The 23,911-nt window shown below is 32.4% G+C and carries 24 protein-coding genes; 18 read left to right on the plus strand and 6 right to left on the minus strand.

The window, feature by feature from the left end:
- The 5 genes from LQ679_RS13965 to LQ679_RS13985 form a co-directional block, all read left to right on the plus strand.
- A partial coding sequence (locus LQ679_RS13965) for an LPXTG cell wall anchor domain-containing protein (RefSeq protein ID WP_239763410.1) occupies positions 1-789 on the plus strand: 789 nt, incomplete at its 5' end.
- Positions 790-933: 144 nt separating this feature from the next.
- Positions 934-2,547 (plus strand): poly(glycerol-phosphate) alpha-glucosyltransferase, encoded by a 1,614-nt coding sequence (locus LQ679_RS13970; RefSeq protein ID WP_239763423.1) that lies wholly within the window; start codon positions 934-936, stop codon positions 2,545-2,547.
- An 86-nt stretch (positions 2,548-2,633) separates the two neighbouring features.
- Entirely contained in the window at positions 2,634-3,029 is a 396-nt protein-coding gene (locus tag LQ679_RS13975; protein WP_239763424.1) for an acyl-CoA thioesterase, read from the plus strand.
- A gap of 15 nt (positions 3,030-3,044) precedes the next feature.
- Positions 3,045-3,851 carry a glutamate racemase gene (locus tag LQ679_RS13980; RefSeq protein WP_239763426.1) on the plus strand — a complete coding sequence of 269 codons (807 nt, stop codon included), beginning with the start codon at positions 3,045-3,047 and terminating at the stop codon, positions 3,849-3,851.
- A gap of 68 nt (positions 3,852-3,919) precedes the next feature.
- A complete protein-coding gene (locus LQ679_RS13985; protein WP_239763428.1) occupies positions 3,920-4,546 on the plus strand; it encodes a LysE family translocator in 627 nt (208 codons plus the stop codon).
- Positions 4,547-5,541: 995 nt separating this feature from the next.
- On the opposite strand, the gene LQ679_RS13990 is transcribed toward LQ679_RS13985, so the two are convergent.
- Together LQ679_RS13990 and LQ679_RS13995 are read right to left on the minus strand one after the other, a co-directional pair.
- Entirely contained in the window at positions 5,542-6,684 is a 1,143-nt protein-coding gene (locus tag LQ679_RS13990) for an aminotransferase class I/II-fold pyridoxal phosphate-dependent enzyme (protein WP_037589358.1), read from the minus strand.
- Positions 6,677-7,582, minus strand: coding sequence for a PLP-dependent cysteine synthase family protein (locus tag LQ679_RS13995; protein ID WP_126477825.1), 906 nt, complete (start codon positions 7,580-7,582; stop codon positions 6,677-6,679). The genes LQ679_RS13990 and LQ679_RS13995 overlap by 8 nt, the downstream gene beginning before the upstream one ends.
- A 218-nt stretch (positions 7,583-7,800) precedes the next feature.
- Between LQ679_RS13995 and LQ679_RS14000 the strand changes: the two genes are divergently transcribed.
- The 5 genes from LQ679_RS14000 to LQ679_RS14020 all read left to right on the plus strand — a co-directional run bounded on the left by LQ679_RS14000 (position 7,801) and on the right by LQ679_RS14020 (position 11,686).
- Positions 7,801-8,232: a MarR family winged helix-turn-helix transcriptional regulator gene (locus LQ679_RS14000; protein ID WP_058611422.1), complete on the plus strand. Its 432-nt coding sequence runs from the start codon at positions 7,801-7,803 to the stop codon at positions 8,230-8,232.
- A 72-nt stretch (positions 8,233-8,304) separates the two neighbouring features.
- The gene (gene mhqE / locus LQ679_RS14005) at positions 8,305-9,267 is read left to right on the plus strand and encodes a ring-cleaving dioxygenase MhqE (RefSeq protein WP_037559987.1); all 963 of its coding nucleotides are present in this window, start codon (positions 8,305-8,307) and stop codon (positions 9,265-9,267) included.
- A 20-nt stretch (positions 9,268-9,287) separates the two neighbouring features.
- Positions 9,288-9,893 carry a flavin reductase family protein gene (locus LQ679_RS14010; RefSeq protein ID WP_239763430.1) on the plus strand — a complete coding sequence of 202 codons (606 nt, stop codon included), beginning with the start codon at positions 9,288-9,290 and terminating at the stop codon, positions 9,891-9,893.
- A gap of 20 nt (positions 9,894-9,913) precedes the next feature.
- Positions 9,914-10,504: a methylhydroquinone degradation carboxylesterase MhqD gene (gene mhqD / locus LQ679_RS14015; protein WP_126477827.1), complete on the plus strand. Its 591-nt coding sequence runs from the start codon at positions 9,914-9,916 to the stop codon at positions 10,502-10,504.
- A 714-nt stretch (positions 10,505-11,218) separates the two neighbouring features.
- Entirely contained in the window at positions 11,219-11,686 is a 468-nt protein-coding gene (locus LQ679_RS14020) for a YehR family lipoprotein (RefSeq protein WP_126477828.1), read from the plus strand.
- A gap of 57 nt (positions 11,687-11,743) precedes the next feature.
- On the opposite strand, the gene LQ679_RS14025 is transcribed toward LQ679_RS14020, so the two are convergent.
- Positions 11,744-13,039 (minus strand): YhgE/Pip domain-containing protein, encoded by a 1,296-nt coding sequence (locus LQ679_RS14025; protein ID WP_239763432.1) that lies wholly within the window; start codon positions 13,037-13,039, stop codon positions 11,744-11,746.
- A gap of 159 nt (positions 13,040-13,198) precedes the next feature.
- Here LQ679_RS14025 and LQ679_RS14030 point away from each other — a divergent pair, with 159 nt between their 5' ends.
- Positions 13,199-13,813 carry a TetR/AcrR family transcriptional regulator gene (locus LQ679_RS14030; protein ID WP_126477830.1) on the plus strand — a complete coding sequence of 205 codons (615 nt, stop codon included), beginning with the start codon at positions 13,199-13,201 and terminating at the stop codon, positions 13,811-13,813.
- A 228-nt stretch (positions 13,814-14,041) separates the two neighbouring features.
- Here LQ679_RS14030 and LQ679_RS14035 read toward each other — a convergent pair whose 3' ends face one another.
- Together LQ679_RS14035 and merA are read right to left on the minus strand one after the other, a co-directional pair.
- The gene (locus LQ679_RS14035) at positions 14,042-14,608 is read right to left on the minus strand and encodes an ATP-dependent Clp protease proteolytic subunit (RefSeq protein WP_107572830.1); all 567 of its coding nucleotides are present in this window, start codon (positions 14,606-14,608) and stop codon (positions 14,042-14,044) included.
- Positions 14,609-14,691: 83 nt separating this feature from the next.
- Positions 14,692-16,014, minus strand: a complete 1,323-nt coding sequence (merA, locus tag LQ679_RS14040) for a hypothiocyanous acid reductase MerA (RefSeq protein WP_239763450.1) — start codon at positions 16,012-16,014, stop codon at positions 14,692-14,694.
- A gap of 197 nt (positions 16,015-16,211) precedes the next feature.
- Here merA and LQ679_RS14045 point away from each other — a divergent pair, with 197 nt between their 5' ends.
- The 7 genes from LQ679_RS14045 (at position 16,212) to LQ679_RS14075 (ending at position 22,976) form a co-directional block, all read left to right on the plus strand.
- Entirely contained in the window at positions 16,212-17,009 is a 798-nt protein-coding gene (locus LQ679_RS14045) for an SDR family oxidoreductase (protein WP_037589348.1), read from the plus strand.
- Between the two features lie 27 nt (positions 17,010-17,036).
- Positions 17,037-18,920 carry a BglG family transcription antiterminator gene (locus LQ679_RS14050; protein WP_204189461.1) on the plus strand — a complete coding sequence of 628 codons (1,884 nt, stop codon included), beginning with the start codon at positions 17,037-17,039 and terminating at the stop codon, positions 18,918-18,920.
- Positions 18,921-18,922: 2 nt separating this feature from the next.
- Positions 18,923-19,393, plus strand: coding sequence for a transcriptional regulator GutM (locus LQ679_RS14055; RefSeq protein ID WP_037589346.1), 471 nt, complete (start codon positions 18,923-18,925; stop codon positions 19,391-19,393).
- Positions 19,381-19,932, plus strand: coding sequence for a PTS glucitol/sorbitol transporter subunit IIC (srlA, locus tag LQ679_RS14060; protein WP_025905738.1), 552 nt, complete (start codon positions 19,381-19,383; stop codon positions 19,930-19,932). Before LQ679_RS14055 ends, srlA begins: the two co-directional genes overlap by 13 nt.
- Positions 19,933-19,943: 11 nt before the next feature.
- A complete protein-coding gene (gene srlE, locus LQ679_RS14065; RefSeq protein WP_037589345.1) occupies positions 19,944-20,954 on the plus strand; it encodes a PTS glucitol/sorbitol transporter subunit IIB in 1,011 nt (336 codons plus the stop codon).
- An 18-nt stretch (positions 20,955-20,972) separates the two neighbouring features.
- A complete protein-coding gene (locus LQ679_RS14070) occupies positions 20,973-21,323 on the plus strand; it encodes a PTS glucitol/sorbitol transporter subunit IIA (RefSeq protein ID WP_037589344.1) in 351 nt (116 codons plus the stop codon).
- A gap of 234 nt (positions 21,324-21,557) precedes the next feature.
- On the plus strand, positions 21,558-22,976 hold the full coding sequence (locus tag LQ679_RS14075) for an MFS transporter (RefSeq protein ID WP_037589343.1): 1,419 nt from the start codon (positions 21,558-21,560) through the stop codon (positions 22,974-22,976).
- 79 nt (positions 22,977-23,055) lie between these two features.
- On the opposite strand, the gene LQ679_RS14080 is transcribed toward LQ679_RS14075, so the two are convergent.
- Positions 23,056-23,841, minus strand: a complete 786-nt coding sequence (locus tag LQ679_RS14080) for an arylamine N-acetyltransferase family protein (RefSeq protein WP_239763434.1) — start codon at positions 23,839-23,841, stop codon at positions 23,056-23,058.
- Positions 23,842-23,911: the final 70 nt, after the last annotated feature.

Raw genomic sequence — 23,911 nt, forward strand, 5'->3', positions numbered from 1 at the left:
CCCGCACCCCGCGCCCCCCACGCGGTACCCGACACCGCTCCACCCGCCGAGGCAGATGCTGACTCAGATGCAGATGCTGACTCAGATGCAGACTCTGACTCAGACGCAGACAGTGACTCAGACGCAGACTCAGATGCAGACAGTGACTCAGACGCGGATGCTGATTCAGATGCAGATAGCGACTCAGATGCAGATAGCGACTCAGATGCAGATGCTGATTCAGACGCAGATTCAGACTCAGACGCGGACGCTGATTCAGATTCAGATTCTGATTCAGATGCAGATTCAGACTCAGATGCGGACAGCGATTCAGACGCAGATTCAGACGCAGATGCAGATTCTGATTCAGATGCAGACGCAGACGCTGACTCAGACGCAGACAGTGACTCAGACGCGGATGCTGACTCAGACGCAGACAGTGACTCAGACGCGGATAGCGATTCAGACTCAGATGCGGATGCTGACTCAGATGCGGATGCTGACTCAGATGCGGATGCAGATTCAGACTCAGACAGCGATTCAGATTCAGATAGCGATTCAGATGCGGACGCAGATTCAGACTCAGATATGGGAATGGGATCAACTGATTCAAGCAATAATGATGGAAACAAAGATACTAAAGCAACAAATATGAATAATAACAACAATAAAGATAATCATCATAAATATTTACCAGATACTGGTGAAATGACTTCAATTAACGGTGCTTTATTCGGTGGATTATTTGCTGGTGCAGGTTCATTATTATTACTTGGTCGTCGTAAAAGAGACAACAAAGATAGTAAGTAAAAACAACTAGAATAAAATAATGCTAGATTTTGGCCGGGACATTTATATGTCCTGGCCTCTATAATTTTTCAAAAAATGGTATAATATGTATAATTAGAGTGAATTTTTGTGTTATATAAATTAATAAAGAAAGGAATGTTATACATGGTTATAACTAATCAATTCAAAGATTTATTAAATAGTCATTCAAATGTAGAAAGAATATTTGTTAGTGTTGGTCATCCTTCTCAAAAAGCTTTAGTTAAAATGTTTAAATCACATAATGCTGACCGAAATATTAAAAAATATATAGAAGCATTTCGAAAAAATACTGGTAAAAAAGCTGAATGGGTTAAAATAGATTTCGTTACTTCAATAGAAGAAATAAAGTATGAACAATTGAAGCATGATTTAATCAATACACGTAGAAATTATGTTGAATATGGTTTTGCTTTAGATGAGAACTGGGACTTAGCGTTCTTACCAGAAGAAATTAATGCCAATGCATTTATTAGACCTAAAAAAGGTACTAAAGAATTTATCATGTCTGAGAAAAATATTAATAACTACATAAATAAATATAAAAAATTAAGAAAATACTTCACACATAGCAATTATGAAAATGAATCTGTTTATAAGTTCTACACAAAAAGTTACTTCTTTGAAGAAAATCAACTTATTGAATTAGAAGAAAAGGGATATCGTAAAGGTTTGAGAAGAATTGATAATCTTAATGAAGAAATAGATCGATTAATTAAAACAAGTACTCACTTTTTGAAAGATCAAATTCAAGATAACGGAAAGTATATTTACGGTTATTTTCCACATTTTGATAATGAAATAGGCTTCTATAACAACTTACGTCATTCATCTTCGACATATGCATTAATAGAAGGTCTGAGTTATTTAAATGAAGATGTCACAATTGTAGAAAAGGCGATTGATTATTTAATTAAACATTATTTATATGAAGTTGATGGCGCAGGATATATATTTGATGATACAGAAGGTATGAATGAAATAAAATTAGGTCAAAACGCTGCATTTATTTTTGCGATTTGTGAGTATTTAAAACATGTACCTGATAATGTTCGATATTTAGAAGCTGCTCAGAAAGTTGCTAAAGGGATATTGTCGATGATTGATGATCAACAACAAACGATACACGTATTAAATTATCCTGATTTAACGATAAAAGAACAATTCAGAATTGTATATTATGATGGTGAAGCTGCTTTAGCGTTATTAAGACTTTACCAAATTGATCATAATGAAGAATGGTTGAATACTGTCAAAATGTTATTTGAAATGTTTATAGAGAAAAAATATTGGAAATACCATGATCACTGGTTAGGATATTGTACAAATGAATTAGTACAAATTGACCCACAAGAGAAATATTATAAATTTGGCATTCAGAACGTATCGAGTTATTTAGATTATATGCAACAAAGGGAAACGACATTCCCAACATTTTTAGAAATGTTAATGGCGACTTATCACTTAGTCGAAAAAGCTAAGAAGACTGGCTATGCTGATCTTGTTGAAACTTATTTAGATGAAGAAAAATTCATTAAGACAATACATATAAGAGCTGATTATGAAAGAACAGGCTACTTTTATCCTGAAATTGCAATGTACTTTAAAAATCCAGCACGTATTGTGAATTCATTCTTTATTAAACATCATGGCTATAGAGTAAGAATAGATGATATTGAACACTATTTATCAGGCTATGTTCAATACCAAAAAGTATTTAAAGATTCTAGTATTGCTTAAGGTTGATTTAATGAATGACTTTAAGTGATAATATGTATAAAGTTATTTTGAAATAATAAAAAATGATGTACGAAGGAGTCTTTTTAATGCAAGAGAGAAAATTAGTCGCTGAAAAAGAAATCGAAGTTAATGTTTATGATATTGATGCTATGGGCATTGTGAGTAATATTGTGTATGTAAGATGGTTTGAAGATTTAAGAACTGCTTTTATTAACCAATATATGACTTACTCAGAAATGATGAAACTTAATATATCACCAATATTGATGAGAACTGAGGCAGACTACAAAGTACCATTGACGATTCATGATAAACCAGTTGGTAGATGTTGGTTAGTTAAAGTGAGTAGAATGAAGTGGGAACTTGAATTCGAAATTGCTACAGAAGACAAAGTGCATTGTACGGGATATCAAAAAGGTGGATTTTATAACGTGGTAGATGAGAAAATAGCACAAACACCGAAAGTATTTTTAGAAATTTAAGTTAGGGTGGCATATATGACAAATAATCAAGACACGTTATTGAAACCTATTGCTGTTTTTGATGCGGGAATTGGTAGTTATTCAATTGTAGAATTGTTAAAAAAGACATACCCAAATCAAGACATAATATATCTGGCAGATCGCAATCAGTTTCCTTATGGTCAAAAATCTATCCATGAATTAGAAACTGTAATTAAGGAAACCATTCATTATTTAGGGAAGTGGAATCCTCGTTTGATTATCGTGGCATCTAATGTACCAACGATTACTATTTTGGATAACATGAAAGATAACTTTGATACTGAAATCGTAGGTGTTTATCCACCGGTGAAAGAAGCATTAGAGAAATCTTCTAGTAAACAAATAGGTATTTTAGGTGTTCAATCCCTAATTGAAAGTGATGCATTAAATGAATTTATAAACAATGAAGTTTCTTCAAGTCACGTATATCAATTTAATGCTTCTTCATTAGTTGAATTAGTTGAAGACGGTTCATTTATATCCGATAAATATCGTACTTTAATGACTGTGAAGAATTTTATGGATGATATTATAGACCAACATGAAGAAATCGATATATTTACATTATCTTCTACACATTTACCGTGGTTGTATAGTTATTTTAAAGAGTTATATCCGCATATCATGTTTATTGATCCTGCTCAAACTGTTATTGAACAAGCAGAATCATACACTTCCAACGGTCATGGGACGATTAAGACATTAGTAACTGAAAATGAGGACTATACTATAGAAGGTTTTGAATCTATACTTGAAAAGTTAAATATAAACTTAGACATTGAAAAGGTCGAGATAAATTAAAATTTTCATTTTACAACTTTAGATTATATGTTAGTATATCTTAACGATTAATTTAAAGGGGGTAAATGATGTTTGATATCGTATCTTTTCAACTGTTTTTAATCACAGTGCTTATCATCTGTATCACACCTGGTATTGATATGATGTTTATACTAAATAGAAGTATTTCACAAGGTAGAGATGCAGGTATATATTCAGCATTAGGTGTATCGGTTGGTGCAGTTGTTCATACTGTACTATCAGGATTAGGGTTGTCCATTATTTTACAAACTTCCGTGGTCTTATTCACAATTATTAAAATTGTCGGAGCAGTATATTTAATTTATTTAGGTATACAAATGTTTATAAGTAAACAATCGTCAATTTCAATAAAGAAGACTGTGTATCAATCTCGTAGAAAACTATTTGTACAAGGCGTGATCACGAACGTTACCAATCCAAAGGTAGCACTATTCTTTATTTCTTTTATTCCACAGTTTATTTCAGTGGATAATCAGTACGGTCCAATACCATTTTTAATATTGGGCAGTATTTTCGCAGTAATGGGTGCGATCACATCATTTATCATTGCGATCTTTTCAAGTAGTTTAACAACAAAATTAAGAGATAATATCGTAGCAGAAAAAATTATCAATAAAATAAGTGGCGCAGTATTTGTCATATTAGGAATAAGTCTATTCGGTACAAAATCATAAAGAAGTGAAAATGGCGCGGAACATTGAATAATGTCCCGGCCATTTTTTATATTGAGGAATAATAGAGTGAAGGGCGTTGTATTTATCAAGACTGAGCAAACAAGATAAATAGAGGCGTTGTATTTATCAAGATTGATCAAACAAGATAAATAGAAACGTTGTATTTATCAAGATAAATAGAGGCGTTGAATTTATCAAGACTGACCAAACAAGATAAATAGGAGCGTTGTATTTATCAAGACAGGCAAAACAAGATAAATAGGAGCGTTGTATTTATCAAGACTGGTAAAACAAGATAAATAGGAGCGTTGTATTTATCAAGACTGAGCAAACAAGATAAATAGGAGCGTTGAATTTATCAAGACTGACCAAACAAGATAAATAGAGGCGTTGTATTTATCAAGATTGACCAAACAAGATAAATAGGAGCGTTGAATTTATCAAGAGTGACTAAACAAGATAAATAGAGGCGTTGTATTTATCAAGACAGGCAAAACAAGATAAATAAGAACCTCGCACATTGCAAGTGGAGCGTGACTAGCAACATTGGAGCCGTGAATATTGCAAGTGGGACGTGACTAGCAACATTGGAGCCGTGAATATTGCAAGACGACCCAAACAAGCAACATAGCTCGCCCGTATGTTGCAAGACGACCCAAACAAGCAACATAGAGCAGCCGTATGTTGCAAGACGACCCAAACAAGCAACATAGCTCGCCCGTATGTTGCAAGACGACCCAAACAAGCAACATAGCTCGCTCGTATATTGCAAGACAGCCCAAACAAGCAACATAGAGCGACCGTATGTTGCAAGACGACTCAAACAAGCAACATAGCTCGCTCGTATGTTGCAAGACGACCCAAACAAGCAACATACGCATCTCACACACCTCACAAACCGCCATCCCACACTAAATACACCCATCCACCACACCTCAAATATGAAAAAAGGCTGAGGAAGCGGTCAAATTCCGCTGTCTCAGCCTTTCTTTTTATTATATTTGGTTTAATGCTTGGTTTAAGTCTTCTACTAAGTCTTCTGTATCTTCTATACCGATAGATAAACGTATCATGCCGTCTGCGATACCTTCTTTATGACGAATTTCTGCTGGTATTGATGCATGTGTCATAAGACTTGGTACTGAAATTAAGCTTTCTACCGCGCCTAAACTTTCTGCTAATGTGAATAATTTTGTATGTTTAATGACTTCTTTTGCTTTTTCTACATCAGCGACTTCAAATGAAATGATACCTGGGTATCCTGAAGCTTGTTCGAAGTGAATATCGCGATTCACATGGTCTTCGTTTAATGGATGAATTGTTTTAACAACATTTTCATGTTTGTTTAGTAATGCTACGACTTCTTTAACGTTTCTATTGATTTGTTCTACTCTTAAACCTAATGTTTTGATACCACGTGTTAGTAAATAACTATCTTGAGGTCCTAAAATACCACCAGTTGAATTTTGGATGAAGCCAATTCTTTCTCCAAGACTTTCGTTAGCTGTTACAACTAAACCTGATACAACATCACTATGTCCACCTAAGTATTTAGTAGCTGAGTGAAGTACAATATCAGCACCTAGGTCTAATGGATTTTGGTAATAAGGTGTCATAAATGTATTATCTACAACAGTTAACATGTCATGTTTTTTAGCAATGTCACTTGCTGCTTTAATATCTGTTACTTGAAGTAACGGATTTGATGGTGTTTCAATAAATAACATTTTAGTTGTATCTTTAATAGAAGATTCGATATTGCTTACATCAGTTGTATTGATAAAATCAAATTCAATACCGAAGCGAGAGAATACTTTTGTTAATGCACGGTAAGTACCACCGTATACATCTGAATTAATTAAAATATGGTCACCTTTGTCTAATAACATGATGACTGCTGAGATTGCTGCCATACCTGAACCGAACGCATAACCATTTGTACCGTGTTCTAAATCCGCGATTAATGTTTCTAATGCTGTACGAGTAGGGTTAGCTGTTCTAGAGTATTCATAACCTTGTCTTAAATTTCCGATTCCGTCTTGTTCATAAGTACTTGTTTGATAAATTGGTGTTGTTACCGCACCTGTATATGCATCTGTTGTTTTACCGCCATGGATGAGTAATGTTTTTTTATTCATAATCTTTTCCTCCATAATTAAATATATTTTTAGACATATATCTATCACTGCCATCAGGGAAAATGACAACAATATGTCCTTGTTCGATTTGTTTTGAAACGTCTATTGCTGCTTGTAATGCTGCGCCTGATGAACTACCAGCAAGAATACCTTCATTTAATGCAAGACCTGATACATTTGTAAATGCATCTTGATCCGAAATGACTTTAATATCGTCGATTAAATCTCGCTTTAGAAATGGTGGCCACTTTTCAACGCCAATACCTTCAGTATCGTGAGCATGCGCTTCGCCACCAGCAAGAATGCTTCCTTCAGGTTCTACAATGATATTACGTACTTGATGTTCTTTCATGACTGAAGCTATTCCTGTAAAAGTTCCGCCAGAACCAGCACCAGCAATCAAATGTGTGATGTCTGGACATTGTTCAAGAATTTCTGTCGCTAAAGTATGAACATATGCTTGTGGATTCTCATCATTTTCAAATTGATTGATGTAATAAGCGCCGTATTCTTCAGAGTAGGTCTGTGCTTGTTGACGCGCACCTAACATACCTTCTGAACGTGGTGTTCTTCTTACTTCAGCCCCTAAAGCTTTCATGATGTTCATTTTTTCTTCCGAGAATCCTTCAGGTGCAAAGATAACGCAGTTCATATTGTAATGGTTCGCTACGATAGCAAGTCCAATACCTGTGTTTCCGGCAGTGGCTTCAACTATTGTATCTCCAGAACGAATATTACCTTCAGCTAGTGCATGTTCTATTAGATGCTTGCCTAGTCGATCTTTAATGCTGCCACCTAAGTTATAACTTTCTAATTTCGCAAATATTTTCACGTTGTCTGTACTGTAATGTTCCAATAAGACAAGTGGCGTATTCCCGATTAAATCAAATGCTTTCATCCCATTACCCCAATATAAAATTAATAAATACCTTAGTTTTTCAATAAGAATTATAGGTTAAACATTATTAAAAATCAACTAAATTAAATTTGTTAGAATATTGAAAATATAATAAAAACAAAGTTAGTATATTTTTTATACTCAAAACTGTTGACATTTATTAGTGAGGGCGTTACAATTATCTCGAAATCGAAATAATATTTGAATAGGTGATGAACATGGATAGAACGAAAGAATCATTAAAAGCGCTAGTAGGTATAAAACGTACAAATGATACGTTAGATCGTATTGTTAAACAAGATATGAAGAACTACGGTTTAAATATTACTGAATTTGCTGTAATGGAACTTTTGTATCATAAAGGTGATCAACCTATTCAAAAAGTAAAACAACGCATCTTAATTGCAAGCAGTAGTACAACTTACGTCATCGATCAACTTGTTAAGAAAGGATATGTAACACGTCGACAAGATGAGCAAGATAAACGCATTACGTATGCTGTTCTAACCGAAAGTGGTCATGAATTGATGGAACGTATTTTTCCACAACATGCCGAAACAATTGAAAAAGCATTTTCTATATTAGATGACGAAGAGCTTGCGATTTTTCGTAGAGCACTTAAAAAAATAAGCGCAAATTCTACTGAGTAGTGGATAGCGCAAATTTTTTTACAACTTATTATTTCGAATTCGAAATAAAAATAAAGAAAGAAGGAAACTATAATGAGTAATCCAGAACTTATCGGTATCCATCACGTAACTGCAATGACAAATGATGCAGTAAGAAACTATGAATTTTTCACACAAGTACTAGGTATGCGTTTAGTTAAGAAAACAGTAAACCAAGATGATATATATACGTACCATACATTTTTCGCAGATGATCAAGGGTCTCCAGGTACAGACATGACATTCTTTGATTTTCCAAATAACCCGAAAGGTAGTCGTGGTACAAATTCAATTAGCCGTGCAGCATTTAGAGTGCCAAACGATGCAGCGCTTGAATATTATTTAAATCGCTTTGAAGAATTTGGCGTTAAACATGACGGTATCCAAGATTTATTCGGTAAAAAGGTATTACCTTTTGAAGAAGAAGACGGTCAAAGATATCAATTAATTTCAGATGAATTAAATGAAGGTGTTAAACCAGGTATTCCTTGGAAAAATGGTCCAGTACCTGAAGATAAAGCGATTTATGGATTGGGACCAATTGAAATTACAGTGAGCTATTATGAAGACTTCAAATCTGTATTGAAACAAGTTTACGGTATGAAACCAATTATTGAAGAAGAAAACGTAACATTGTTAGAAGTTGGAGAAGGCGGTAACGGTGGTCAAGTTATTTTGAGAAAAGACGACCAAGGTCCTGAAGCAAGACAAGGTTACGGTGAAGTACATCACGTATCATTCAGATTAAAAGACCATGAAGCGATTAAAGCGTGGGAAGAAAAATATAACGAACTTCGAATTGGTAACTCAGGTAATGTTGATAGATATTATTTTGAAGCGCTATACGCAAGAATTGGTCATATTCTTATAGAAGTATCTACTGATGGACCAGGATTTATGGGAGATGAACCTTATGAAACATTAGGTGAAAGTCTTGCATTACCACCATTCTTAGAAGCAAAACGCGACTACATTGAATCTGAAATTAAAGCTTTTGATACAAGTAGAGAACATTAATGAGAAAAGGTGTGGTTAAGATGAAGGAGATACGACCAGAAGTCTTATCGCAGAAAGAAAACTATAAATTGTTAATAGGATCTATTATTCCTAGACCAATTGCATTAGTCACAACAGAATCAGATGATAACGTACTGAATATAGCACCGTTTAGCTTTTTCAATGTTGTATCTTCAGACCCACCGATTCTTTCTATCGCAGTACAAAGAGTGAATGGTGAAATGAAAGATACTGCACGAAATATCATTCAGAATAAAGAAGCGGTCGTGCATATTGTAGATACAAATAATGTGCGTGATGCGAATCAAACAGCAGCTATGTTAAGTCATGAAGAAAGTGAACTCGAACGTACGAATTTTGAAATAGTAGATTCAGTTGAAGTATCTGTGAAAGGCTTGAAGCAAAGTAAAGTTCGATTTGAAGCGGTGCTATATGATGATATTGTAATTGAAAAAGATGGACAACCTATTTCAGATTTATTACTGCTAGAGGTGAAGTATTATCATTTTGATGAGCGTATTTATGATGATGGCTATATTAATAAAGAAGAGCTTAATGCGGTAAGCAGACTTGCCGGGAATGATTATGCTGAAATTGGACACACATTCACAATCGAAAGACCATAATATGATGGGAGATAGTAAATATGAAACATATATTTAAACAAGGTGCACAAGGTAAACCAGTATTTCTATTACTTCACGGAACAGGTGGAGATGAAAGAGATTTATTACCATTAGCAGAAATGCTTGATCCGACTTATAGTATTTTGAGTGTTAAAGGAGAAGTATCTGAGAATGGTATGGCTAGATATTTCAAAAGACTCGGAGAAGGGCAATATGACTTAGAAGATTTAGAATATAGAGGACAAGAACTGTATCAATTTATAGAAGAATCATCTAAAGAATATGGTTTTAAATTAGAAGATGTTATTCCAGTAGGATTCTCTAATGGTTCTAATATGGCGATTAACCTCATATTAAGAGAACAAACACCATTTCAAAAAGCATTACTCTTTGCACCACTTTATCCATTAGATTTAGAAAATAATCATAAAGATTTATCTCATTTTAATGTCTTTTTATCAATGGGTGCAAGAGATCCAATCGTTACAAACGCACAAAGCGAGCGCGTGATAGAAATATTTAAAGAACGTAACGCAACAGTGACAGAAGCATGGGTTAACAGTCATGAAATTACGCAAGAAGCGGTACTTAAAGCTAAAGAAATATTATAAAAAGAAGACCAGCTCGGGTGAGCTGGTCTTTTCTTGTGTGAGAGGGAGTATGGGTTGGAGTAGGAGTGGCTAACGATCAAGAATCGAAAACAAGATCGTTAGAAATTCTAACGTTCAAGAAAACGAAACAAGATCGTTAGCGCACCAAATCGCAGGTGGAAAAGAGTATAAATACACAAAATGAGCTGTCTAACGATCAAGAATGGAAAACAAGATCGTTAGAAATTCTAACGATCAAGAAAACGAAACAAGATCGTTAGCGCACCAAATCGCAGGTGGAAATGAGTAATAATACACAAAGTGAGCTGTCTAACAATCAAGAATGGAAAACAAGATCGTTAGAAATTCTAACGATCAAGAAAACGAAACAAGATCGTTAGCGCACCAAATCGCAGGAGAAAATGAGTGAAAATACACAAAATGAGCTGTCTAACGATCAAGAGTGGAAAACAAGATCGTTAGAAATTCTAACGTTCAAGAAAACGAAACAAGATCGTTAGCTAGCGAAATTGACCTAGAATTTGAAAAAATATAAGGAAACCTGAGTGCAAACGTCCAAGAACCAATACAAAAATTTCGTAAAATTAAATATAATAATTATAATACTGACATTTTTCAAATTATTTTTTCTCGGAAAATTGAGATAAATAAACTATATAGTGATATATTAGATTATAGAAATATAACTAAAGGATATGGAAGGTGACGAAGCAAATGAAAATATCTATGAAATTAATGGTTGGTTCTTTATTATGCACGATGATGTTAGTCTTATTATCAGCTTGTGGTAAGGAAGAAACTAAAACTTTTACTGGTGAGCAAAACAGAGCAGATGTTGAAATGACGTATACATATAAAGGGGACAAAGTGTTAAAACAAACATCTAAAATCACAATTGATTACAAAGATTTTAATATTACTGAAGATAGCCAGAAAGAAGAATTAAAGAAACAGCTTGAGACTGAAAGTAAAAAATTCCAAGATATTAAAGGTGTTAAGGAATCTGTAAAAAGTAACGATAATCAATTAATCGAAAATGTTGAAGTTGATTATGAAAAAGCTGATTTCAAAGAATTAAGAGATAATAATGTTGTTGATATTATTGGAGATACTGATAAAGGCGTAAGCATGAAAAAATCAGAAAAATTTATTAAAGAACAAGGATTCAAAGAGAAAAAATAACATAATAAAAAATCTCATGTGGCACTGAATGATTCAGTCACATGAGATTTTTTTATTTTATGATGGTACTTCTGTTCTTTTTTCGCTATGTTTTCTAAGGATAGCTGCTGATATAGCTGATACACCACCGAAGATGATAAAGCCTATAAACATCCACATTGTACTATTAAGTTCGATATCGTGGTGTAAATACAATAGTCCTCGTAATGTTTCTGCATAATGTCTAAATGGATTCCATCCGATCATATAGTCTTGATAAAATTGTGGCAACATTTGTTTTGGTAACATGATGAGTTGCATACTGAAGAATAACAATACCATAAATAATGGAATAGCTTTGACACCTAACCATGTCATAAATCCTAAGATGAGACTGATGAATGCAAGAATCGCGATTGAAATATATAAACCGATTTTAGTTGGTTCGTTAATTGTTACATCTAATACGTGCGTCATAAAGTAAATATATCCGAATCCACCGATTAATGCTGTAACGATCGCACCCCCTAATTGGCCAAGTGAAGCGATAATACGGTCTTTAATTGTGATATTATTACTTGTTCTGAATGAGAAGAATAGAACAACTGAGCCAACTAATGATGCTAACCATACTGGTGTGAACATTAGGAATGGTAAGTTTCCGTTACCTTGATGTGATTTAACAGCGTTCATGTTTGTTTTATCCACTTTAATTGGATTTGTGATACCTTGAATATCTGAAGCTGAAACGTCGACATCCATTTTATCTAAAGTTTGGATACCTTGTTTAGAAATTTGTGTATTCAGTTGATCACCGATAGTCGTTAACATTGTATTCGCGAGTTGTGCACCTTGCATGCTTGCACCTTCGTTAACGATAATTTCAACTTGTCCTTGTTTAACTTTAACAGGTTCAACTTTGTTTTGTTCTTGCATTTTTTTAGCTTGTTCAGGTGGAATTTGTCCACTTTCGATTTTTTCTTTCATTTGGGACTGCATTTCATTAATTTTTGCGTCTTGAACTGTCTTTTGAACTTTACTCATAGAATCTTTTGAAAGATTTTCATCTAAAATTAATGCACCATAATATTTGTTGTCTTTGAAGCCTTGTTTTAAATCTTTCTTGCTATCTACATCTACCCATTCAACTTTGTCTGATAAATCTTTATTGTCTTTAATTTTATCTGCAAAAGTTTTCCCGATATTGACGTCTTTGTCTTGCATTGTTGTACCTTTATCTTGATTCACAATCGCAATTGGGACTGATTTTGGTTCTGGATTATATGCTGGAATAAAAGCAATCGCTAATAATAGAAGTATGACGATTACTAGAATAGGTGTCATCCAAAAAAGTTTCTTTTTGAAAATATTCATATTTTTTCCTCCTTGATTAATGAACATTGTGTTGATTATTAATAACATTGTTTATTATAATAGAAATTAAGATAGATACAATCGTCAATTACTTACGATACGTTTATTAATCAACAAATATATGTAAATTGTTCATTAAAATAAGGAGAATGGTTAAAAATGGCAGAAGATCGACGCGTAAGAAAAAGTAAAAGAGCAATTAAACAAGCATTTATCCAGTTATTAAAAGAAAATAACCTTGATCGTATTACGATACAACAAATTTCAGATTTAGCAGATGTTAATAGAGGAACCTTTTATTTAAATTATGAAGATAAATATGCTTTGTTAGATGAAATGGAAAATGAACAAATAGAGAAAATTAAAGGATTTGTAGATATTAGAAAGATGGATTTATCCACTAAGACGAGTGATCGTTTTATTGAAGACTTTGCGAATAAAATTATTAAAAATGTCATTACACATATTGAGCATAATATTGAATTTTATCAAGTGATTCTAAACTTAGAACGTAAAAGTCAAATCGAAGAACAATTAGCAGATATTGTGAGAAGTAATATTAAACATTTAATAGGTAATAAGGATAATGTATTTGGCATTCCAGAAAATTATTACTTAAGTTATGTAGTAGGTTCAATGATGTCGATGATCAAATATTGGGTATCAGATGAAAATCGCGTATCCGTAGAAGAACTCGTAAATTATGTCTCAACAATCGCATCAACAGGACCATTGTCTATTATGAAACGTATGGTAGATGAGAATATTAAGTAATATAGAAGAAAATAATCATGATATGAATATAAATGGTAGATGGTAGAGAATGTACGGGCTTGTGCGCACGAAGACTAAAAAATATCGTGCGATAAGGTACAAAATGGAGGCATAACGCACGAAGACTAAGAGATATCGTGCAGTTATCCACCCAATACAATCCGTTCACATTATATAAATATAGAAAAGGCAGAGGCAACTATCGCAGCCCCTGCCTTTCATATTTCTTTATTTTATTTCATCACGTGTTTTAATGATTTTGTTAATAAATCCGTAGTCTTTAGCTTCTTGTGTGCTTAACCAGTAGTCACGGCCAGTATCTTTTTCTACTTTTTCAATATCTTGGCCAGTTTCTCTTGCGATTAATTCATTAATTTTTTGTCTTGTACGAATAATTTCTTTAGCTGTGATTTCCATTTCAACAGATTGACCTTGTACACCGCCAGAAGGCTGATGAATCATGAATCTTGTATTAGGTAAACTGTAGCGGTTTTCTTTTTTACCAGCTAAATAAATAATAACGCCTGCACTTACTACCCAACCAGAACCGATAATATTAACTTCTGGTTTAATGAAATTAATCATATCATGAATGTAATAACCTGAATCTACATGACCACCTTGGCTTGAAATGAATAAATTGATAGGTTCATCGCTCATTGCTTCTAATAGTAATAGTTGATTACCGACTTCTTTTGCCACTTTATCATTGATTTCCCCGGTAATAATAACCGTACGTGTTTCTAATAACTTTTCAGTAAGTATATCTTTTTCGTTATGTTTTTCTTCAGACATGAAATCACTCCTATAATGATTGATACTACTATTGTGAACGAGTGCGATTTTGATTTCAAATAATTTGACCTACTTTGACTAAATTAAATATTAAATAAATCGTTAAATGATTCAGCCATCGTAGGGTGGGTATATATGTTATCTCTTAAAACGGTATATGGAATTTGTTGATCCATTGCAAGTTTTAGAATGTTAATCAATTCTTCAGATTCTTTGCCATAAAGACTTGCACCTAGAATAAGTTTACTATCTACATCTACAACAACTTTGAATAAGCCTCTGTCATCATGATTGATTTTGTGACGCGGGATATTCTTCACTTCAATTTGACCTTCTAAAATATTGTGACCATTTTTCTTAGCTTTACTTGCAGTGTAGCCAATTCTTGAAAGTGGAGGATCTAGAAATACAGTATAAGGCACATAACCTCTGTTTTCCGTTGTGCGGTGCTGTTTACCAACTAAATGATCTTTAACAATACGGTAATCGTCTAATGAAATGTAAGTAAATTGAGGACCACCTTTAACATCTCCGACTGCATAAATATGGTCTACAGAAGTTTGTAGATGTTCATTGACTTTAATTTCACCTTTATCTCCAAGTTCGATATCTGTATTTTCTAAAGCTAAATCGGTATTAGGCACACGACCAGTCGCAAGTAATACCGCATCACCTGTTATATCACCTTGAGAAGTATGCACGATGGGACGATTATTTTCAGTAGAGAATGCTGTTACTTCAGCTTCATCAATAAATTCAATATCCTGACTAATGATTTCATCATAAATAAGAGAAGCAATATCTTTATCTTCAGTTACTAATACATGCTTACGAGGATGTACGATTTTAATTTTACTACCTAATTTTGAAAAGATTGTCGCGAATTCTAAAGCAATATAACCAGCGCCAATAATGACAAGCGTTTCAGGTAAGTGATCTAATGCCATAATCCCTTTAGAATCATAAATATTTTCGGTAGTCTCAATTCCTTCTATATCAGGAATATTTGAACGCGTACCCGTATTAATCACAATCTTATCCGCTTGAATCGTTTCAACCGTTTCATTTTGGTCATTTAAAAGCAACACTGTTTGGTTATCTTTAAAATGCGCTTTATAAGTGTACACTTCGATATTGTCATCAGAATTAAGATTGTTGAAATTCTTCTTATTTAAAGCAGCAACAACATCTTTTTTACGATCCATTGCTTCAGAGAATGAATGATGTTCTAGACTTTCGTGGAGCAATGTCTTACTAGGAATACAACCTACATTTATACAAGTACCTCCATACATTTTTGAATCTTGTTCAATAACCGCGACCTTTTGACCTTGCCCTGCAAAATCTTTAGCAAGCGTCTTACCAGCCTTACCAAAACCAATAATCAAAATATCAAATCGTTTCATTAATAAAACCTCCAATTGTGATGATTTATATTTAGTATAACGCTTTTGAAGATGTAAATCTGTGTAGGATGCTTCAATATCATTTAGCAAGTTTTCTATTATTTTACCGTTTTCAAGTTTATGCATAAAAATCTAAATTAATTATGAAAGCGTTTAATACTATAATGAATTTACAAATTACATAGGAGGCAATAGATATGTCTAATAATTGGTTAGAGATAGAACGTAAAGTAATAATTGTTACAGGTGGAACATCTGGAATTGGTAGACAGATTGTGAATTCTCTATTAGAAAATGGTGCAATTGTATATAATGTAGATTTAAAAGATAATCCAATTGATAATGAACATTATCATTTTATTCAAACGGATGTTACAGATGAAGAAGCGGTTCAAAGTACAGTTAGTCAAATTTTAGAAGAGCAATCTCAAATTGATGTACTTGTTAATAATGCAGGTATAAATTTACCTAGATTATTAGTGGATGTTAAAGGTGAAAAACCAGAATATGAAATAAATATGAAAGATTTAGATTTAATGTTTGGCGTGAATTTAAAAGGACCTATATTATTTAGCCAAGAAGTAAGTAGACAATTCGTCAAAAATAATAAAGGTATTATTGTTAATATTGCGAGTGAAGCTGGTCAAGAAGGCTCAGAAGGTCAAAGTATATATTCTGCTACAAAAGCTGCATTAATCGGATTTACAAGAAGTTGGGCTAAAGAATTAGGTAAATATAATATTAAAGTTGTAGCAATTGCTCCAGGAATATTAGAAGAAACTGGATTACGTACAAAACAATATGAGGAAGCATTAGCTTATAGTAGAAATACAACTGTCGATAAACTTAATGGTGATTATTCAAAATCTATACCATTAGGAAGAGTAGGAGAGTTAAAAGAAGTAGCTGATTTAGTTTGTTATTTAAGCTCAGACAAATCAAGCTATATTACGGGGACAACAATTAACATTTCTGGTGGTAAATCAAGAGGTTAAATTAAGAGATAGAAAGGTGGGGAAGTTATGTTATTGAATAAAAAACATTTATTAATAATAGAAGTATTGCAGAAAGAACACATATCAACTGATAAACTTGCCCACCAACTTTCTATATCTCAAAGAACGTTATCTAACTATATTAATCAACTACTTACACATTTTGGTGGTTCAATCAGTATTATTAAAGATCATCATGAAATATCGATGATTGTATTAGATGAATCAGTATTCTTTAATATTTTACAAAAACTGAAAAATAATATAAGTAAAAGCATTCATGAAGTCGAAGCTAGAGAAGAAAGTGTCTTTTACTATTTATTGAATAATGGTGTTTGTACAATCGATGACATTGCTGAAGAACTATATATAAGTAAAAGTATCGTTAATAATACGTTGATAGAAATAAAAAACATATTAAAAAATTACAAAGTTGAAATTAAAGGTACTCAAAACGTTGGTCTCAGAATCGAAGGTAGTGAAATTGAAGTAAGGAAAGTATTGATTGAATGTTTTCCGAATCAATATAAAAGTGCTATATTACCGGACCACATAAATGAAACTTTAAAAAATATTCAAGATAAGTTTAACTTAGATGCTACTAGTTATAGAAGATTAAGACTTTCTACACAAGTTATATTAACAAGGTTGGATGAAGGATTTAATATTCAACAAAATGTTCAAATAGACGAGAGAGTGTATGAATCGGAAGACTTCAAAGTTGTCAGTGGCATTAAGGATTATATTAAGAAACATTATGAAGTTGTATTTCCTAACTTAGAAATTCTATTAATCGTCTTTCAAATTATTGGTAGGAGAGCTTCGATTATAGATGAAATGATAAATGAACAAGATCAGACAATACTTAATAGTATTATTGAGAATACTATTAAAGACATTAACTTTTACTACACTATAAAAATAGATGAGCAACTGTTCAGTAATGATATAAAACTTCATATCAAATATCTCATAAATAGACTCATATTCGAGATTAATATTCATAATGATTTAATAGATGAGGTTAAAAAGAGATACCCATTTGCTTATGAATTATCAAAGGTACTTGCAGAAAATATTGAAAAAGAATTAGATATAGAAGTTCCTTTAAATGAACTTGGATTTTTATCTATATATTTTAGTGTTTACTTGCAGCAATTAGAACAAAAGTTAAAAGAAATAAAGTCGATTGCGTTTATAACAGATCAGGGATTAAGTAGTGGAAAATTGGTCACAGTGCAGTTAGAAAGAATTTTTGGTAAAGATGTTCAAGTGAAAGTAATAAATGAAAATCAAATTGAATTGAATGATATAGATCAATTTGATTTAGTAGTTTCAACAATAAAAAGTAATAGATTATTTAATAAAATTATTTATGTAGATAATATTTTAGATGAACAAGCTTTGAAGCTTAAAATAGAGCAGTTTCTAATATATAAAGATGTTAATAATCGCCAATTATTTAATAATAGTATTTTAGTTGATTTTATCAACGAGTCTGATGTTTATCATATTAGTAAAAGAATGAATTACAAAGATGTCATAAAGTATTTATCACTTGAAATGATTGATGAAGAGAAAGTAGATTCTGGCTTTTCGAATAGAATACTAGAAAGAGAAGATAATAAATCTACCATAACTGGTTTATTAGGCTTCCCTCATACTAGCCACAGTCTAAATGATATATGGGTGAAGTTTTGTATATTAGATGAACCTCTATTAGATTATGAAAATGTAAAAATTATTGTAATGGTAGCAACACCAGAAAATGAAGGTAATGAAGCGGTACTAATTCGATTATATGAAGAAATATTAGCAATTACAGCTAACAGTTATATCATTGAAAAAATCAATCGTGATACGGATTATATATCGCTTGCACATATACTAAATAAAGAAATCGGAGGTTAGTTATGTTTTTTATTATATTGATTATCATGTTAGCTGTTGGATTTGTAATTCAGTATTTATTAGGACTACTTCAAATTAAAAATTTTACAAAGCATTATACGAGCATGCGTGAAAATGGTCGTGTAGCAATAGGGAGAAGACCAGCAATTTTTAAAGCTGGGACACTCGTTTTACTACAAATAAATAATCGGAATGAAATCGAAGATGCAAGATATATGCAAGGGGTAACCGTATTTTCGAAATTTAAAAAATTAAAAGGTTTAGATGGTTATAAAATCAATAAATTAAGAGATACAGATTTGAAAAAATATAACAAATTGTTAATTAAAGCAATATTGGACGCACAACATACATTTAACGTCATTCAATCAGGTGGAGAAATTGAGAAGATTCCATCTCCAATGATGAAGGCAGTTAAAAAAATAAATGGAATGTTTAAAAAAGAAGGGAGTAAATCATCATGGACTTCATAGTTAAGTTAGCTGAAGGATTTATTAAGTTATTTCAAACAGGTGCAGATACATTTATAGACTGGATGACAACAATTGTACCACTCGTTTTAATGTTATTAATTGCAATGAATACTTTAATTCAATTAATAGGGGAACACCGTATTAATATTATTGCTCAAAAATCATCCAAAAACCCATTATTAAGATATTTAGTATTACCATTCTTAGGATCGTTTATGTTAGCAAATCCAATGGTACATTCGCTCGGTAGATTTATGCCTGAAAAATATAAACCAAGTTATTTTGCATCAGCTGCACAATTTGCACATACAAGTAATGGTATTTTCCCACATATAAACCCAGCAGAGTTATTTATTTTTATGGGTATTGCAAATGGTATTCAACAGTTGGGATTACCAATGACAGATTTAGCAGTTAGATATTTACTAGTTGGTCTTGTTATGAACTTTATTGGTGGATGGGTAACAGACTTTACAACAAGTTATGTTGAGAAACAACAAAAAGTTAAATTAAGTACTGAAGTTAAACTTGAAGGGTGAGGTGACATAAAATGAGTCAAAAAGCTAAAATTGTAAAAGGTTCAGGTGGATTTGGTGGACCATTAGAAATAGGTATTGAAGGTAAAAAAGATAAAGTTATGTATGTTACTGGTGGTCATAAACCAGATATCGTTGATAAAATTTGTGAAATAACTGGAGGAACACCAGTTAATGGTTTTGAAACATCAGTACCTGAAGATGAAATCATGGTTGCTGTTATTGATTGTGGTGGAACTTTGAGATGTGGTATATATCCTCAAAAAGGTATCCCTACAATAAATATAATGGCAACTGGTAAAAGTGGTCCATTAAGACAATATATTACTGAAGAAATTTATGTTTCTAATGTGGATGTTGATCAAGTGACAGTAGCTGGAGAAAATAATTCTACTGGTAATGATACTGACTCTAACAATTCTGCAGATACTTCAGAAGAAAAAACGACTTATTCTAAGAATAAAAAAATTATGGAAACAAGAGCAGAGCAAGAGAATAAATCACTTTTAACTAAAATAGGTTTGGGTGCAGGTAAAGTAATCAATACTTTCTACCAAGCTGCTCGTGATGCAGTAGAAACGATGTTGCATACAATCATTCCATTTATGGGATTTGTTGCATTACTAATTGGTATTATTCAAGGATCAGGAATTGGTGATTTATTTGCTAAATTTATGTCACCATTAGCAGGTAATATTTGGGGATTATTAGCTATTGGGCTTATATGTTCATTACCATTCTTAAGTCCATTATTAGGACCTGGTGGCGTTATCGGCCAAGTATTAGGAACACTTATTGGTGTTGAAATTGGTAAAGGTAACATCCCACCTCATTTAGCATTACCAGCATTATTTGCAATAAATACACAAAATGCTGCAGACTTTATTCCGGTTGGATTAGGTTTAGCAGAAGCAGAAACTAAAACGATTGAAGTTGGTGTGCCATCTGTTCTATATTCACGGTTCTTAAACGGTGTGCCTAGGGTATTCGTCGCCTGGTTAGCAAGCTTCGGTCTATATAAATAATTAAGGAGAGTAAATGACATGTATCAAACAGAGATTAAAAAAATAGGAAAAGATGCTAATGCATTTGAAGCAGAAAAGATGATTATATTATTTGGTGATAACGCACCAAATGAATTAGTAGATTTTTGTTACATTATTGATATTAATCCGGTTGAAAATGAAATTACTGAATCAAATAAATTATTCATTGATGGAACAGAATATGAAATTACAAAAGTAGGATCTGCAGTAAATAAAAATTTAAATGATTTAGGTCATATTACTTTAAAATTTGATGGAAGTACAAATGCAGAACAATCTGGATCATTATATTTAGAAGACAAAGAAATCGTGACACTTCAAGAAGGTTCAAAGATTGAAATAATTTAAAATAATTAGAACAGAAAAAAGCTTTGAAAGAGCTTTTTTCTGTTTTTTTATAAAATTATCCAAGAAATATAAGTAATATTACAATATTGGTCGACCACTTATGAGGCTAATAAGCTTATATGCTTGTGGTGTTTTTCACAAAAGTGGATGCTTAACAAAGTGTAAAATTACAGTTGTGCTTATTTTTCAATATGGTAATATACATAACTATATTGAAAGGGTGTTTATAAAAACATGAAATTCAACAAGAATAAAATAAATGTTGTAGATATGAAACAAACTAAAAAAAGTGTTTATGCTACAGGTATTGGTAATGCTATGGAATGGTTTGACTTTGGTCTTTATTCTTATTTAGCAATTATCATTAGTAAGAATTTCTTTACATCAGTTGAAAATGATGAACTGAAATTAGTATTTACTTTCGCTACATTTGCGATTGCGTTCTTAATGAGACCACTTGGTGGTATTATATTTGGTAAAATCGGCGATAAACTTGGCCGAAAAACCGTTCTTACAACTACTATCGTATTGATGGCAGCTTCAACGTTATTAATTGGATTATTGCCTACTTATGATCAAATAGGTATTTGGGCACCAGTCTTATTATTACTAGCGAGAATTATTCAAGGGTTCTCAACTGGTGGGGAATATGCAGGTGCAATGGTATATATTGCAGAATCTTCTCCAGACAACAGAAGAAGTGCTTTAGGTAGTGGATTAGAAATTGGTACTTTAGGTGGCTATATTTTAGCTTCGTTATTAGCAAGTGGATTATTTATTGGTTTATCAGATGCACAAATGCAAGCATGGGGTTGGAGAATTCCATTCATTCTAGGTGCACCACTTGGTTTAGTTGGACTTTATTTAAGAAGACATTTAGATGAAACACCAATTTTTGAAAATGATATTTCTGAGAATGATGAAAAACCAGAACCATTCATTTCAATTATTCAAAATCACAAAAAAGATATTATTGTTTGCTTTATAGCAGTTGCGTTCTTTAATATTACAAACTATATGTTACTTTCATATATGCCGTCATACTTAGACGAAGTAATTGGTATTTCAACTACAGTTAGTACGGTATTGATTACAAGTGTAATGGTTATTATGGTGCCATTAGCATTTATATTCGGTCGTTTAAGTGACAAAATTGGTAACAAAAAAGTTGTGTTATTCGGTACATTTGGTTTAACAGCATTTTCAATGCTAGCGTTCTATTTCATAGGACTTAACCAATTAATGTTTATATCATTAGGTATCTTTATTCTTGGCTTCTTCTTATCAACATATGAAGGTGCAATGCCAAGTTTATTACCAAGTATTTTCTATACAGATGTTCGTTACCGTACATTAGCGGTTACATTTAACGTATCTGTTTCAATATTTGGTGGTACAACTCCATTAGTTTCAACATGGTTAGTACATGTCACACAAAATCCATTAGCACCAGCTTATTATTTAACAGCTGTAAGTGTTATAGGATTTGTAACAATACTATTCCTATTTGAAACAACATCAGGAAAAGCATTAAAAGGATCATATCCAACAGTATCTTCTAAAAAAGATTTCGAACATGCCGTTAAAAATCCTGAAGATGCACTATGGTGGACAGAACAAGAATTACAAAAAGGTAAAGTAAAAACAGATTAATATATATGAAGAAAGCCGAAGACGTTTGTGACGTCTCCGGCTTATTTTATTAGAGTAATGGAAGAAGAGAGAGCTTTCCTCAACTTTCCAATGTATGAATTGTTTCATCTATACCGAAATATTTTTTTAATATGGCTTTATATTGATCATGTTTGAAGCTTTCTTTTTGTTTATGATTTTTAGACGTAATGGTTAAATGATCATAAGACATGCTTACTCTACCATATTCTTTAGCCATTGTAATAATTAGTTTCTGAACGAATATTGAATCAGGATGATGTTCATTATAATCTAAATGTTCTATAAAGAAGTCCCACGGTCTACAAATTTCATTTGTTAAATAAGATGTGAGCCATGATTGGTCATCTAACTGTTTTTGAAGGTGAATGACACGATCTTCGTCTAAAATAGCACGATAATGACCGTTAACATCATCAATAACTACAATATTATCTGGGTCAGAGATTGGAATAGCTTTTGTTGGTAAATCTCCAAATCCTACGTCTGCAATATAAGGTTGATCTAAATGTACGATTGTCGACATATGTGAACCGTCTCTACTCCAATTGTCATCTGGCGTATGAATCGTTCCTGATACACGTTCGACGTGAAATCCTTTTTCTTTTAAATAATATTGAAAAATCGTATTTAATTCAGAACAAAATCCACCACGATGGCGATGAACAATTTTGTTAAATAAATCATCAATGTTCACTGAAATCGGTTCTTTATTTTGAACGCTAATATTTTCAAAAGGCACAGTGTACATGAATCTTTCGATATAGTGGTTCAAAGTGCGCAAATCTACTTGATTAAAAGATTCTGTATCTATTTTTAAGTACTCTTCAAATTGTAAAATATTCAACTCAAAACCTCCTATTTAAATCTTAATTCTATTATAAAGGATACAAGGATAGAATATGTTAATATAAAAT

The sequence above is a fragment of the Mammaliicoccus sp. I-M35 genome (assembly GCF_022386455.1).
Taxonomy (GTDB): domain Bacteria; phylum Bacillota; class Bacilli; order Staphylococcales; family Staphylococcaceae; genus Mammaliicoccus; species Mammaliicoccus sciuri_A.